17 protein-coding genes are annotated in these 13,242 nt (G+C 53.6%); 16 read left to right on the top strand and 1 reads right to left on the bottom strand.

The window, feature by feature from the left end; all coding sequences use genetic code 11:
• The first annotated feature begins 128 nt into the window (after positions 1-128).
• The 5 genes from yedE (at position 129) to FQ015_RS24680 (ending at position 3,004) form a co-directional block, all read left to right on the top strand.
• The gene (yedE, locus tag FQ015_RS02550) at positions 129-1,334 is read left to right on the top strand and encodes a selenium metabolism membrane protein YedE/FdhT (protein ID WP_000118897.1); all 1,206 of its coding nucleotides are present in this window, start codon (positions 129-131) and stop codon (positions 1,332-1,334) included.
• Entirely contained in the window at positions 1,331-1,564 is a 234-nt protein-coding gene (gene yedF / locus FQ015_RS02545) for a sulfurtransferase-like selenium metabolism protein YedF (RefSeq protein WP_000790504.1), read from the top strand. The genes yedE and yedF overlap by 4 nt, the downstream gene beginning before the upstream one ends.
• Before the next feature lie 106 nt (positions 1,565-1,670).
• A complete protein-coding gene (locus FQ015_RS02540; RefSeq protein ID WP_160523679.1) occupies positions 1,671-2,339 on the top strand; it encodes an SOS response-associated peptidase in 669 nt (222 codons plus the stop codon).
• A 110-nt stretch (positions 2,340-2,449) separates the two neighbouring features.
• Positions 2,450-2,929, top strand: a complete 480-nt coding sequence (locus FQ015_RS02535; RefSeq protein WP_160523678.1) for a GNAT family N-acetyltransferase — start codon at positions 2,450-2,452, stop codon at positions 2,927-2,929.
• Positions 2,930-2,947: 18 nt separating this feature from the next.
• Entirely contained in the window at positions 2,948-3,004 is a 57-nt protein-coding gene (locus tag FQ015_RS24680; protein WP_108990983.1) for a cyclic lactone autoinducer peptide, read from the top strand.
• 331 nt (positions 3,005-3,335) lie between these two features.
• Here FQ015_RS24680 and fliE read toward each other — a convergent pair whose 3' ends face one another.
• Complete coding sequence (gene fliE, locus FQ015_RS02525; protein ID WP_001274299.1) at positions 3,336-3,650, bottom strand: flagellar hook-basal body complex protein FliE; 315 nt, start codon at positions 3,648-3,650, stop codon at positions 3,336-3,338.
• Between the two features lie 214 nt (positions 3,651-3,864).
• On the opposite strand from fliE, the gene fliF reads away from it, so the two are divergent.
• The 11 genes from fliF to fliP all read left to right on the top strand — a co-directional run bounded on the left by fliF (position 3,865) and on the right by fliP (position 13,242).
• Positions 3,865-5,523, top strand: a complete 1,659-nt coding sequence (gene fliF, locus FQ015_RS02520) for a flagellar basal-body MS-ring/collar protein FliF (protein ID WP_072645582.1) — start codon at positions 3,865-3,867, stop codon at positions 5,521-5,523.
• Positions 5,516-6,511: a flagellar motor switch protein FliG gene (gene fliG, locus FQ015_RS02515; protein WP_105278979.1), complete on the top strand. Its 996-nt coding sequence runs from the start codon at positions 5,516-5,518 to the stop codon at positions 6,509-6,511. Before fliF ends, fliG begins: the two co-directional genes overlap by 8 nt.
• On the top strand, positions 6,504-7,190 hold the full coding sequence (gene fliH / locus FQ015_RS02510) for a flagellar assembly protein FliH (RefSeq protein WP_105278978.1): 687 nt from the start codon (positions 6,504-6,506) through the stop codon (positions 7,188-7,190). Before fliG ends, fliH begins: the two co-directional genes overlap by 8 nt.
• Positions 7,190-8,560 carry a flagellar protein export ATPase FliI gene (fliI, locus tag FQ015_RS02505; protein WP_000213273.1) on the top strand — a complete coding sequence of 457 codons (1,371 nt, stop codon included), beginning with the start codon at positions 7,190-7,192 and terminating at the stop codon, positions 8,558-8,560. The genes fliH and fliI overlap by 1 nt, the downstream gene beginning before the upstream one ends.
• 21 nt (positions 8,561-8,581) lie before the next feature.
• On the top strand, positions 8,582-9,025 hold the full coding sequence (fliJ, locus tag FQ015_RS02500) for a flagellar export protein FliJ (protein ID WP_000807585.1): 444 nt from the start codon (positions 8,582-8,584) through the stop codon (positions 9,023-9,025).
• Positions 9,022-10,149, top strand: coding sequence for a flagellar hook-length control protein FliK (locus FQ015_RS02495; RefSeq protein WP_160523677.1), 1,128 nt, complete (start codon positions 9,022-9,024; stop codon positions 10,147-10,149). Before fliJ ends, FQ015_RS02495 begins: the two co-directional genes overlap by 4 nt.
• A 104-nt stretch (positions 10,150-10,253) precedes the next feature.
• Entirely contained in the window at positions 10,254-10,718 is a 465-nt protein-coding gene (gene fliL, locus FQ015_RS02490; RefSeq protein WP_000133109.1) for a flagellar basal body-associated protein FliL, read from the top strand.
• Positions 10,719-10,722: 4 nt separating this feature from the next.
• Complete coding sequence (fliM, locus tag FQ015_RS02485) at positions 10,723-11,727, top strand: flagellar motor switch protein FliM (RefSeq protein ID WP_001353133.1); 1,005 nt, start codon at positions 10,723-10,725, stop codon at positions 11,725-11,727.
• Positions 11,724-12,137 carry a flagellar motor switch protein FliN gene (fliN, locus tag FQ015_RS02480; RefSeq protein WP_001281692.1) on the top strand — a complete coding sequence of 138 codons (414 nt, stop codon included), beginning with the start codon at positions 11,724-11,726 and terminating at the stop codon, positions 12,135-12,137. Before fliM ends, fliN begins: the two co-directional genes overlap by 4 nt.
• Positions 12,138-12,139: 2 nt before the next feature.
• On the top strand, positions 12,140-12,505 hold the full coding sequence (gene fliO / locus FQ015_RS02475; RefSeq protein ID WP_001059107.1) for a flagellar biosynthetic protein FliO: 366 nt from the start codon (positions 12,140-12,142) through the stop codon (positions 12,503-12,505).
• Positions 12,505-13,242, top strand: a complete 738-nt coding sequence (gene fliP / locus FQ015_RS02470) for a flagellar type III secretion system pore protein FliP (RefSeq protein ID WP_001253450.1) — start codon at positions 12,505-12,507, stop codon at positions 13,240-13,242. The genes fliO and fliP overlap by 1 nt, the downstream gene beginning before the upstream one ends.

The following is a 13,242-nucleotide window of genomic DNA, read 5'->3' as shown; positions in this document are numbered from 1 at the left end:
CCTTTCCAGGTTCAGAGAGAAATTTGATCTAACTATTATTTTTGTGAATTATTACACCGAAAATAAATTTGCTTGATGTATGATTCGCGACTCTTGTTTCAAACCTTCTGAGTTCAGAGGCTACATTCATGTCATGGCAGCAATTCAAACACGCCTGGTTGATTAAATTCTGGGCACCCATCCCTGCGGTCATCGCGGCGGGTATTCTCTCCACTTACTACTTTGGCATCACTGGCACCTTTTGGGCTGTCACGGGTGAATTTACCCGTTGGGGCGGTCAGCTCCTGCAGCTGTTCGGCGTCCATGCTGAAGAGTGGGGTTATTTTAAAATTATTCATCTGGAAGGATCGCCATTAACCCGCATCGACGGCATGATGATCCTCGGTATGTTTGGCGGCTGTTTTGCCGCAGCGCTGTGGGCCAACAATGTCAAACTGCGCATGCCGCGCAGCCGTATCCGCATTATGCAGGCCATCATTGGCGGCATTATCGCCGGTTTTGGCGCGCGTCTGGCAATGGGCTGTAACCTGGCGGCGTTCTTTACCGGCATTCCTCAGTTCTCGCTGCATGCCTGGTTCTTTGCCATCGCCACTGCCATTGGTTCATGGTTTGGCGCGCGCTTTACCCTGCTGCCCATCTTTCGTATTCCCGTGAAAATGCAGAAAGTTTCTGCCGCCTCACCGCTGACGCAAAAACCGGATCAGGCGCGGCGTCGTTTTCGTCTCGGGATGCTGGTCTTTTTCGGCATGCTGGGCTGGGCGCTGCTGACGGCGATGAACCAACCAAAACTGGGGCTGGCAATGCTGTTTGGCGTCGGCTTTGGCTTACTGATTGAACGTGCACAAATCTGCTTTACTTCGGCGTTCCGCGATATGTGGATCACCGGGCGTACCCATATGGCGAAAGCAATCATTATCGGTATGGCGGTGAGTGCCATCGGGATCTTCAGTTACGTCCAGTTAGGCGTTGAACCCAAAATCATGTGGGCGGGGCCGAACGCGGTAATCGGTGGTTTACTGTTTGGTTTTGGCATCGTGCTGGCAGGCGGCTGCGAAACCGGCTGGATGTACCGCGCGGTAGAAGGCCAGGTACACTACTGGTGGGTCGGTCTGGGCAATGTGATCGGCTCAACGATTCTGGCGTATTACTGGGATGATTTCGCTCCGGCGCTGGCCACCGACTGGGACAAAATCAACCTACTGAAAACCTTTGGTCCGATGGGTGGCCTGCTGGTGACATATTTGCTGCTGTTTGCTGCGCTGATGTTGATTATCGGCTGGGAAAAACGCTTCTTCCGCCGTGCGGCACCGCAGACTGCTAAGGAGATCGCATGAAAAATATCGTTCCTGATTACCGCCTTGATATGGTGGGTGAACCCTGCCCTTATCCGGCAGTCGCAACCCTTGAGGCGATGCCGCAATTAAAAAAAGGTGAGATCCTGGAAGTGGTGAGCGACTGTCCGCAGTCGATCAATAATATTCCACTGGATGCGCGTAATCACGGCTATACGGTGCTGGATATTCAGCAAGACGGGCCGACCATTCGTTATTTAATTCAGAAGTAATCCCTCCTTCCCGCTGTGTCCCACAGCGGGAACATCGTTGCCTCTGGCACATAGATTTTACCCGCCCCCTCTCCTATTCTTTTCAGGGTGATCTCAGGAGGTTTCTATGTGTGGACGCTTTGCCCAATCCCAAACGCGTGAAGATTACCTTGCGCTTCTCGCGGAAGATATTGAACGCGATATTCCCTACGATCCCGAACCCATTGGCAGATACAACGTCGCGCCGGGAACCAAAGTTCTTCTGCTCAGTGAACGTGATGAACACCTTCATCTGGATCCGGTTTTCTGGGGATATGCTCCCGGATGGTGGGATAAACCGCCGCTGATTAACGCCCGCGTAGAAACTGCGGCAACCAGTCGTATGTTTAAACCGCTCTGGCAACATGGTCGGGCAATCTGTTTTGCCGATGGCTGGTTTGAGTGGAAAAAAGAAGGCGACAAAAAACAGCCTTATTTTATCTATCGCGCTGATGGACAACCTGTTTTTATAGCCGCGATAGGTAGCACACCGTTTGAGCGTGGTGACGAAGCCGAAGGATTTTTAATTGTCACTGCAGCAGCAGACCAGGGTCTGGTAGATATTCATGACCGCCGCCCGCTGGTACTGTCGCCAGAAACTGCGCAGGAATGGATGCGGCAAGACATTGGTGGTAAAGAAGCCTCAGAAATCGCTACCAGTGGCTGTGTGCCAGCAAACCAGTTCACCTGGCACCCGGTATCGCGCGCGGTGGGTAATGTCAAAAACCAGGGCGCAGCGTTAATTCACCCTGTTTGATAAGCCTGGAGATTATTGTTCAACAATACTGCGTCATAAGAAATCTCTATTAGACAAAGATTTCATTACCTGTTGGCATATTGCAAAAATAACACCAATACGGAATCGTCATGTTCACGATTAAAACAGATGATCTCACCCATCCAGCAGTGCAAGCATTAGTGGCTTACCATATTTCCGGCATGCTGCAGCAGTCTCCCCCCGAAAGCAGTCATGCTTTAGATGTGCAAAAATTACGTAACCCGACAGTGACATTCTGGTCAGTATGGGAAGGCGAACAACTCGCAGGAATTGGTGCGCTGAAGTTGCTGGATGATAAACATGGCGAACTGAAATCAATGCGTACCGCGCCAAATTATTTACGTCGGGGTGTCGCCAGTCTGATTTTACGCCACATTTTGCAGGTCGCCCATGACAGATGCCTTCATCGCCTGAGCTTAGAAACGGGTACACAGGCTGGATTTACGCCCTGCCATCAACTTTATTTGAAGCATGGTTTCGTTGATTGCGAACCGTTTGCTGATTATCAACTTGATCCACACAGTCGATTTTTGTCATTGACGCTATGCGAAAATAATGAATTGCCATGAGCCAGACGCAGCACATTCTTGCATTCGACGTGCTGCGCCTTTATTTATCACCAGCCGGAAACGCCTTGTCTCTAGACGCCCCTTCCACATACGCCACAAGAAACCTCTATTCCAGTGACACAATCACGCCTGATTATTTCCCTAGCCCGGAATATGAATAAAAACATCAACAAAGATTAAATTATCCAAACGTTACTATTGCGTCTGTGGTTGTAACAACAACCGACCTGGTGATGCGTGTTAAAGGAGACACTCTGATGTTCAGGGGGGTTATCGCGTTTACAGATCGTGGATGGCAGAAAACTTTCAGAATCAGGTTTCCATTTTAAACCAGAAATTGAGTGTGTTTACCCCATCCATGCCCCACGCGGTGAGATCGGATGTAATCAACAACAGGTTACACAACCTACACCTGCATGCTCATCACTTCCTGATACGCCGCCACCAACTTATTACGCACCTGAATCCCCATTTGCATTGAAACTGAGGCTTTTTGCATATCGGTCATCACATCGTTTAACGCCACGCCGGGTTCGCCGAGGGTGAATTTTTCTGCCTGCGTGCGGGCGGCGGTTTGTGTATCGCTTATGCGATCGAGCGCGGCATGCAGCTGCCCGGCAAAACTAATGGTCGGTTGCGGTAGTGATTCCTGCGCACGCGCACTCATCGCCGTAGCCTGTAACTGGCTGATAACCCCTTCAATCCCCTGTATCGCTGACATTTTCATCTCCCGGATAATTTCTGGTAGCAAAGCCTACCAGTAAGTCAATAAGACAAAGGCGCTAAATAGCAACAAAAAAACGGGTTTATTGGCGGATAGAAAAAAACGAAAGCACAAATAATGGGAGCGTCAATTTTTCGAGTTTGCTGACCCGGGAGTGAGTCTTGTTCCACTTTGCCAATAACGCCGTCCATAATCAGCCACGAGGTGCGCGATGAATGCGACTGCAGCCCAGACAAAATCTCTTGAGTGGCTTAATCGCCTGCGTGCGAATCCGAAAATTCCATTGATTGTTGCCGGTTCCGCAGCAGTGGCGGTCATGGTCGCACTGATCCTGTGGGCGAAAGCCCCCGACTACCGCACATTATTCAGCAATCTTTCCGATCAGGATGGTGGCGCAATTGTCAGCCAACTGACGCAAATGAATATTCCTTACCGCTTCAGCGAAGCCAGCGGCGCTATTGAAGTTCCGGCAGATAAAGTTCACGAACTGCGCCTGCGCCTGGCGCAACAAGGTTTGCCCAAAGGCGGCGCGGTCGGTTTCGAACTGCTCGATCAGGAAAAGTTTGGCATTAGCCAGTTCAGCGAACAGGTGAATTATCAGCGGGCGCTGGAAGGCGAGCTTTCTCGTACCATCGAAACTATCGGCCCGGTAAAAGGGGCGCGTGTCCATTTGGCATTGCCGAAACCCTCTTTATTTGTCCGTGAGCAAAAATCCCCTTCTGCATCGGTGACGGTAAATCTGTTACCCGGCCGCGCACTCGATGAAGGGCAAATTAGCGCCATTGTGCATCTGGTTTCCAGCGCGGTGGCTGGTCTGCCTCCGGGGAACGTCACGTTGGTGGATCAGGGCGGACATCTGTTAACCCAGTCCAACACCAGCGGGCGCGATCTTAATGATGCTCAGTTGAAATATGCCAGTGATGTCGAAGGCCGAATTCAGCGGCGTATTGAAGCGATCCTGTCGCCTATTGTCGGCAACGGCAATATTCACGCCCAGGTTACGGCGCAACTGGACTTCGCCAGTAAGGAGCAAACCGAAGAGCAGTATCGCCCTAACGGTGATAAATCTCAGGCGGCGCTCCGCTCACGCCAGCTTAATGAGAGCGAGCAAAGCGGTTCCGGTTATCCAGGCGGCGTACCGGGTGCGTTGTCGAATCAACCAGCACCCGCAAATAACGCGCCGATCAGCACGCCTCCGGCAAATCAAAATAATCGCCAGCAGCAGGCAAGCACTACCAGCAATAATGGGCCGCGTAGCACACAACGTAATGAAACCAGTAACTACGAGGTCGATCGCACCATTCGTCATACCAAAATGAACGTGGGCGATGTGCAACGTCTGTCAGTCGCGGTAGTGGTGAATTACAAAACCTTGCCAGATGGCAAACCGTTGCCTCTCAGCAACGAACAGATGAAGCAAATTGAAGATCTGACCCGCGAGGCGATGGGCTTTTCTGAAAAACGCGGTGACTCACTCAATGTCGTTAACTCGCCGTTCAATAGCAGCGACGAAAGCGGTGGAGAACTGCCGTTCTGGCAACAACAGGTATTTATCGATCAGTTGCTGAGCGCCGGACGCTGGTTGCTGGTACTGCTGGTGGCGTGGCTACTATGGCGTAAAGCGGTACGTCCACAGCTAACTCGTCGCGCTGAGGCGATGAAAGCCGTGCAGCAACAGGCGCAGGCCCGCGAGGAAGTGGAAGATGCGGTGGAAGTCCGCCTGAGCAAAGATGAACAACTCCAACAACGACGCGCGAACCAACGTCTGGGGGCAGAGGTCATGAGCCAGCGTATCCGTGAAATGTCTGATAACGATCCGCGCGTGGTGGCGCTGGTCATTCGCCAGTGGATAAATAACGATCATGAGTAACCTGACAGGCACCGATAAAAGCGTCATCCTGCTGATGACCATTGGCGAAGACCGGGCGGCAGAGGTGTTCAAGCACCTCTCCCAGCGCGAAGTGCAAACCCTGAGTGCAGCAATGGCGAACGTCACGCAGATCTCCAACAAGCAGCTAACCGATGTGCTGGCGGAGTTTGAGCAAGAAGCTGAACAGTTTGCCGCACTGAATATCAACGCCAACGATTATCTGCGTTCGGTGCTGGTCAAAGCCCTCGGTGAAGAACGTGCCGCCAGCCTGCTGGAAGATATTCTCGAAACCCGCGATACCGCCAGCGGTATTGAAACGCTCAACTTTATGGAGCCGCAGAGCGCCGCCGATCTGATTCGCGATGAGCATCCGCAGATTATCGCCACCATTCTGGTGCATCTGAAGCGTGCGCAAGCCGCCGATATTCTGGCGTTGTTCGATGAACGTCTGCGCCACGACGTGATGTTGCGTATCGCCACCTTTGGCGGCGTGCAGCCAGCCGCGCTGGCGGAACTGACCGAAGTACTGAATGGTCTGCTCGACGGTCAGAATCTCAAGCGCAGCAAAATGGGCGGCGTGAGAACAGCAGCCGAAATTATCAACCTGATGAAAACTCAGCAGGAAGAAGCGGTTATTTCTGCCGTGCGTGAATTCGACGGCGAACTGGCGCAAAAAATTATCGACGAGATGTTCCTGTTCGAAAATCTGGTGGATGTCGACGATCGCAGCATCCAGCGTCTGTTGCAGGAAGTGGATTCCGAATCGTTGCTGATCGCGCTGAAAGGGGCCGAGCAACCACTGCGCGAGAAGTTCCTGCGCAATATGTCGCAGCGTGCCGCCGATATTCTGCGCGACGATCTCGCCAACCGTGGTCCGGTGCGTCTGTCGCAGGTGGAAAACGAACAGAAAGCGATTCTGCTGATTGTGCGCCGCCTTGCCGAAACTGGCGAGATGGTGATTGGTAGCGGCGAGGATACCTATGTCTGATAATTTGCCGTGGAAAACCTGGACGCCAGACGATCTCGCGCCATCACAGGCAGAGTTTGTGCCAATGGCCGAGCCAGAAGAAACCATCATTGAAGAGACTGAACCCAGCCTTGAGCAGCAACTGGCACAACTGCAAATGCAGGCCCATGAGCAAGGTTATCAGGCGGGGATTGCCGAAGGTCGCCAACAAGGCCATGAGCAAGGCTATCAGGAAGGTCTGGCCCAGGGGCTGGAACAAGGGCTGGCACAGGCAAAATCCCAGCAAGCGCCAATTCATGCCCGGATGCAGCAACTGGTCAGCGAATTTCAAACTACCCTTGATGCACTTGATAGTGTGATTGCTTCGCGCCTGATGCAGATGGCGCTGGAGGCGGCGCGCCAGGTCATCGGTCAAACGCCAACGGTGGACAACTCGGCGCTGATCAAACAGATCCAACAGTTATTGCAGCAAGAACCGTTATTCAGCGGCAAACCGCAACTGCGCGTGCACCCGGATGATCTGCAACGTGTTGATGATATGCTGGGCGCAACCTTAAGTTTGCATGGCTGGCGCTTGCGGGGCGATCCCACGCTCCATCCAGGCGGCTGCAAAGTCTCCGCCGATGAAGGCGATCTCGATGCCAGCGTCGCTACTCGCTGGCAAGAACTCTGCCGTCTGGCAGCACCAGGAGTGGTGTAATGACCACGCGCCTGACTCGCTGGCTAACCACGCTGGATAACTTCGAAGCCAAAATGGCGCAGTTGCCTGCGGTACGTCGCTACGGGCGATTAACCCGCGCCACCGGGCTGGTGCTGGAGGCTACCGGATTACAATTGCCGCTCGGCGCAACCTGTGTGATTGAGCGCCAGAACGGGTCGGAAACGCATGAAGTAGAAAGCGAAGTGGTTGGCTTTAACGGTCAACGGCTGTTTTTAATGCCGCTGGAAGAAGTGGAAGGTGTCCTGCCCGGCGCGCGCGTTTATGCCAAACACATTTCGGCTGAAGGGCTGCAAAGCGGCAAGCAGTTGCCACTCGGTCCGGCGTTATTAGGTCGCGTTCTGGATGGCAGCGGTAAACCGCTTGATGGCCTTCCCTCCCCCGATACGACCGAAACAGGTGCGCTGATCACCCCGCCTTTTAACCCTTTGCAACGTACACCGATTGAACATGTGCTGGACACGGGCGTGCGCCCAATCAATGCCCTGCTTACCGTTGGGCGCGGGCAGCGTATGGGGCTATTTGCTGGTTCTGGTGTCGGTAAAAGTGTGCTGCTGGGGATGATGGCACGTTACACCCGCGCCGATGTCATTGTCGTGGGTTTGATTGGTGAACGTGGGCGCGAAGTAAAAGATTTTATTGAGAATATCCTCGGTGCCGAAGGGCGTGCACGCTCCGTGGTGATTGCCGCTCCAGCGGATGTTTCTCCGCTCCTGCGAATGCAAGGTGCCGCCTATGCCACGCGCATTGCCGAAGATTTTCGCGATCGTGGTCAGCATGTGTTGCTGATTATGGACTCCCTCACCCGCTACGCGATGGCCCAACGTGAGATTGCGCTGGCAATTGGCGAACCGCCTGCCACCAAAGGTTATCCACCGTCGGTATTCGCCAAATTACCGGCGCTGGTCGAGCGTGCCGGTAACGGTATCAGCGGCGGCGGCTCAATTACGGCGTTTTATACCGTGCTCACCGAAGGCGATGACCAGCAGGACCCGATTGCCGACTCCGCACGGGCGATCCTCGACGGTCACATTGTACTTTCTCGTCGTCTGGCGGAAGCCGGACACTATCCGGCGATTGATATTGAAGCGTCGATCAGCCGTGCAATGACGGCGTTGATCAGCGAGCAACATTACGCGCGAGTGCGCACCTTCAAACAGCTGTTGTCGAGTTTTCAGCGTAACCGCGATCTGGTTAGCGTCGGCGCGTATGCCAAAGGCAGCGATCCAATGCTCGATAAAGCCATCGCTCTGTGGCCGCAGCTGGAGGGCTATTTGCAACAAGGCATTTTTGAACGCGCGGACTGGGAAGAGTCTCTCCAGGGGCTGGAGCGCATATTCCCGACAGTGTGAAAACGCAGGAGATAACGGCAGATGGCAGAACATGGCGCGCTGGCGACCCTGAAAGATCTGGCAGAAAAAGAGGTAGAAGATGCCGCGCGCCTGCTGGGTGAAATGCGTCGCGGATGCCAGCAGGCAGAGGAACAACTCAAAATGCTGATCGATTATCAGAATGAATATCGCAATAACCTCAACAGCGATATGAGTGCCGGGATGACCAGTAACCGCTGGATCAACTATCAGCAGTTTATCCAGACGCTGGAAAAAGCCATTACTCAGCATCGCCAGCAACTTAATCAGTGGACGCAGAAAGTTGACATTGCCCTGAACAGCTGGCGAGAAAAGAAACAACGTTTGCAGGCCTGGCAGACACTGCAGGAACGGCAATCCACGGCGGCACTGCTTGCAGAAAACCGTCTCGATCAGAAAAAGATGGATGAGTTCGCCCAACGCGCCACCATGAGGAAACCCGAATGATTCGCTTAGCGCCCTTGATTACCGCTGACGTTGACACCGCCATATTGCCCGGCAGTAAAGCCAGCGATGTTACACAAGATTTTCTCGCATTGTTGAGCGGAGCATTAGCAGGTGAAACAACAACCGACAAAGCGGCCCCCCAGTTGCTGGTGGCAACAGAGAAGCCCACAACAAAAGGCGAGCCGCTGGTTAGCGATATTCTTTCAGATGTGCAACAAGCGGATTTACTGATCCCTGAGGATGAAATACCGCCTGTCATCAACGACGAACAATCCACATCAACACCGTTAACCACCGCTCAGACGATGACGTTGGCTGCGGTGGTTGACAAAAATACGACAAAAGATGAAAAAGCGGATGAGCTTAATGAAGACGTCACCGCAAGCCTGAGCGCCCTTTTTGCGATGTTGCCGGGTTTTGAGAATACGCCCAAAGTGGCTGATGCGCCGTCAACCGTGTTACCGACAGAGAAACCAACTCTCTACACAAAACTGACTACGGCGCAATTCACAACCGCACAGCCCGATGACGCCCCCGACGCGCAAGCTCAGCCAGTAACACCGCTGGTAGCAGAAGCCCAGAGTAAAGCGGAAGTCATCAGCACACCTTCGCCGGTGACCGCTGCCGTCAGCCCGCTCATCACTCCGCACCAGACACAGCCGCTGCCCACCGTCGCAGCACCTGTTTTGAGTGCGCCGCTGGGTTCTCACGAATGGCAACAATCATTAAGCCAGCATATTTCGCTGTTTACCCGCCAGGGGCAACAAAGCGCAGAGTTACGTCTGCACCCGCAGGATTTAGGTGAAGTACAAATCTCCCTCAAAGTGGATGATAGCCAGGCGCAAATCCAGATGGTGTCACCGCATCAGCACGTACGCGCCGCGCTGGAAGCTGCGCTACCGGTACTGCGTACGCAGCTGGCAGAAAGTGGCATTCAGTTAGGGCAAAGCAACATCAGTGGCGAAAGCTTTAGTGGTCAGCAACAGGCCGCTTCACAGCAACAGCAAAGCCAGCGCACAGCAAATCATGAACCTCTGGCGGGTGAAGACGACGATGCGCTACCCGTTCCCGTCTCTTTACAAGGGCGCGTAACAGGCAACAGTGGCGTTGATATTTTCGCCTAACGTCAGAGGTAGCACCGTAATCCGCGTCTTTTCCCCGCTTTGTTGCGTTCAAGACGCAGGATAATTAGCCGATAAGCAGTAGCGACACAGGAAGACCGCAACACATGACTGATTACGCGATAAGCAAGAAAAGCAAGCGATCGCTTTGGATCCCGATTCTGGTATTCATTACCCTCGCGGCCTGTGCCAGCGCAGGTTACAGCTACTGGCATTCGCATCAGGTTGCCGCTGACGACAAAGCGCAGCAGCGCGTCGTGCCCTCCCCGGTCTTCTATGCGCTGGATACCTTTACGGTCAATTTGGGTGATGCGGATCGCGTACTTTATATCGGCATAACTCTGCGGCTAAAAGATGAAGCTACCCGCTCGCGGCTAAGTGAGTATTTGCCGGAAGTCCGTAGCCGCTTGCTGTTACTGTTTTCGCGTCAGGATGCTGCCGTACTGGCGACAGAAGAAGGCAAGAAAAGCCTGATTGCTGAGATTAAAGCCACACTTTCCACCCCGCTTGTTGCCGGGCAACCGAAACAGGATGTCACCGACGTGCTGTATACCGCTTTCATTCTGCGATAACGACATGGGCGATAGTATTCTTTCTCAAGCTGAAATTGATGCGCTGTTGAATGGTGACAGCGAAGTCAAAGACGAACCGACGGCCAGTGTTAGCGGCGATAGTGACATTCGTCCGTACGATCCGAATACCCAACGACGGGTTGTACGCGAACGTTTGCAGGCGCTGGAAATCATTAATGAGCGTTTTGCCCGCCATTTCCGTATGGGGCTGTTCAACCTATTGCGCCGTAGTCCGGACATTACCGTCGGGGCCATCCGCATTCAGCCGTACCATGAATTTGCCCGCAACCTGCCGGTGCCGACCAACCTGAACCTAATCCACCTGAAACCGCTACGCGGCACAGGGCTGGTGGTGTTCTCGCCGAGTCTGGTGTTTATCGCCGTGGATAACCTGTTTGGCGGCGATGGACGCTTCCCAACCAAAGTGGAAGGTCGCGAGTTTACCCATACTGAACAGCGCGTCATCAACCGTATGTTGAAGCTGGCGCTGGAAGGCTATAGCGACGCCTGGAAGGCAATTAATCCGCTGGATGTCGAGTACGTGCGTTCGGAAATGCAGGTGAAATTTACCAATATCACCACCTCGCCGAACGACATCGTGGTTAACACCCCGTTCCATGTGGAGATTGGCAACCTGACCGGCGAATTTAATATCTGCCTGCCATTCAGCATGATCGAGCCGCTACGGGAATTGTTGGTTAACCCGCCGCTGGAAAACTCACGAAATGAAGATCAGAACTGGCGCGATAACCTGGTGCGTCAGGTGCAGCACTCACAGCTGGAGCTGGTCGCTAACTTTGCCGATATATCGCTGCGTCTGTCGCAGATTTTAAAACTGAAACCCGGCGACGTCCTGCCGATAGAAAAACCCGATCGCATCATCGCCCATGTTGACGGCGTTCCGGTGCTGACCAGCCAGTACGGCACCCTCAACGGCCAGTATGCGTTACGGATTGAACATTTGATTAACCCGATTTTGAATTCTCTGAACGAGGAACAGCCCAAATGAGTGACTTGAATAATCCGGCCGATGATAACAACGGCGCAATGGACGATCTGTGGGCTGAAGCGTTGAGCGAACAAAAATCAACCAGCAGTAAAAGCGCTGCAGACGCGGTATTCCAGCAATTTGGCGGCGGTGATGTCAGCGGAACGTTGCAGGATATCGACCTGATTATGGATATTCCGGTTAAGCTGACCGTCGAACTGGGCCGCACGCGGATGACCATCAAAGAGCTGTTGCGCCTGACACAAGGGTCAGTCGTAGCGCTGGACGGCCTGGCAGGCGAACCGCTGGATATTCTGATCAACGGTTATTTAATCGCCCAGGGCGAAGTGGTGGTCGTTGCCGATAAATATGGCGTGCGTATCACCGATATCATTACTCCGTCTGAGCGAATGCGCCGCCTGAGCCGTTAGCGATGAATAACCACGCTACTGTGCAACCGTCCGCGCCGGTTTCTGCTGCACCGCTGCTGCAGGTGAGCGGCGCACTGATCGCCATTATTGCCCTGATCCTCGCTGCTGCCTGGCTGGTAAAACGGCTGGGATTTGCCCCCAAACGAACTGGCGTTAACGGTCTGAAAATTAGCGCCAGTGCTTCGCTGGGCGCCCGTGAAAGGGTCGTGGTGGTCGATGTGGAAGATGCACGCCTGGTGCTCGGCGTTACCGCAGGGCAAATCAATCTGCTGCATAAACTTCCCCCTTCTGCGCCAACGGAAGAGATACCGCAGACCGATTTTCAGTCGGTCATGAAAAACTTGCTTAAGCGTAGCGGGAGATCCTGATGCGTCGTTTGTTGTCTGTCGCACCTGTTCTTCTCTGGCTGGTTACCCCCCTCGCCTTCGCACAACTGCCGGGTATCACCAGTCAGCCGCTGCCTGGCGGTGGACAAAGTTGGTCCCTCCCGGTGCAGACGCTGGTGTTCATTACCTCGTTGACGTTTATTCCAGCGATTTTACTGATGATGACCAGTTTCACCCGTATCATCATTGTTTTTGGATTATTGCGAAACGCGCTGGGCACGCCCTCCGCACCACCCAACCAGGTATTGCTGGGGCTGGCACTGTTTTTGACCTTTTTTATAATGTCGCCGGTGATCGACAAAATTTATGTCGATGCGTACCAGCCGTTCAGCGAAGAGAAAATCTCAATGCAGGAGGCGCTGGAAAAAGGGGCGCAGCCGCTGCGTGAGTTTATGCTGCGTCAGACCCGCGAGGCAGATTTAGGGTTGTTTGCCAGACTGGCGAATACCGGCCCGTTGCAGGGACCTGAAGCCGTGCCAATGCGCATTTTGCTCCCGGCCTACGTGACCAGCGAGCTGAAAACCGCATTTCAGATAGGCTTCACGATTTTCATTCCTTTTTTGATTATCGACCTGGTGATTGCCAGCGTGCTGATGGCATTGGGGATGATGATGGTCCCCCCTGCCACCATTGCTCTGCCCTTTAAACTGATGCTGTTTGTACTGGTGGATGGCTGGCAATTGCTGGTCGGTTCGCTGGCGCAGAGCTTTTACAGCTAG

This window comes from Escherichia sp. HH26CH, assembly GCF_009820205.1.
In the GTDB taxonomy this organism is placed as follows: Bacteria; Pseudomonadota; Gammaproteobacteria; order Enterobacterales; family Enterobacteriaceae; genus Escherichia; species Escherichia coli_F.
The sequence above is the reverse complement of the archived record's forward strand: the minus strand, read 5'-3'. Positions and strand labels throughout refer to the sequence as shown.

Bases quoted from the DNA above. Each gene is read 5' to 3' on its own strand.
- fliO (WP_001059107.1), top strand. From the start codon at position 12,140: ATGAATAACCACGCTACTGTGCAACCGTCCGCGCCGGTTTCTGCTGCA.
- fliH (WP_105278978.1), top strand. From the start codon at position 6,504: ATGTCTGATAATTTGCCGTGGAAAACCTGGACGCCAGACGATCTCGCG.
- FQ015_RS02495 (WP_160523677.1), top strand. From the start codon at position 9,022: ATGATTCGCTTAGCGCCCTTGATTACCGCTGACGTTGACACCGCCATA.
- yedF (WP_000790504.1), top strand. From the start codon at position 1,331: ATGAAAAATATCGTTCCTGATTACCGCCTTGATATGGTGGGTGAACCC.
- fliE (WP_001274299.1), bottom strand. From the start codon at position 3,650: ATGTCAGCGATACAGGGGATTGAAGGGGTTATCAGCCAGTTACAGGCT.
- FQ015_RS02540 (WP_160523679.1), top strand. From the start codon at position 1,671: ATGTGTGGACGCTTTGCCCAATCCCAAACGCGTGAAGATTACCTTGCG.
- fliN (WP_001281692.1), top strand. From the start codon at position 11,724: ATGAGTGACTTGAATAATCCGGCCGATGATAACAACGGCGCAATGGAC.
- fliG (WP_105278979.1), top strand. From the start codon at position 5,516: ATGAGTAACCTGACAGGCACCGATAAAAGCGTCATCCTGCTGATGACC.
- fliL (WP_000133109.1), top strand. From the start codon at position 10,254: ATGACTGATTACGCGATAAGCAAGAAAAGCAAGCGATCGCTTTGGATC.
- fliI (WP_000213273.1), top strand. From the start codon at position 7,190: ATGACCACGCGCCTGACTCGCTGGCTAACCACGCTGGATAACTTCGAA.
- FQ015_RS02535 (WP_160523678.1), top strand. From the start codon at position 2,450: ATGTTCACGATTAAAACAGATGATCTCACCCATCCAGCAGTGCAAGCA.
- yedE (WP_000118897.1), top strand. From the start codon at position 129: ATGTCATGGCAGCAATTCAAACACGCCTGGTTGATTAAATTCTGGGCA.
- fliP (WP_001253450.1), top strand. From the start codon at position 12,505: ATGCGTCGTTTGTTGTCTGTCGCACCTGTTCTTCTCTGGCTGGTTACC.
- fliJ (WP_000807585.1), top strand. From the start codon at position 8,582: ATGGCAGAACATGGCGCGCTGGCGACCCTGAAAGATCTGGCAGAAAAA.
- fliM (WP_001353133.1), top strand. From the start codon at position 10,723: ATGGGCGATAGTATTCTTTCTCAAGCTGAAATTGATGCGCTGTTGAAT.
- fliF (WP_072645582.1), top strand. From the start codon at position 3,865: ATGAATGCGACTGCAGCCCAGACAAAATCTCTTGAGTGGCTTAATCGC.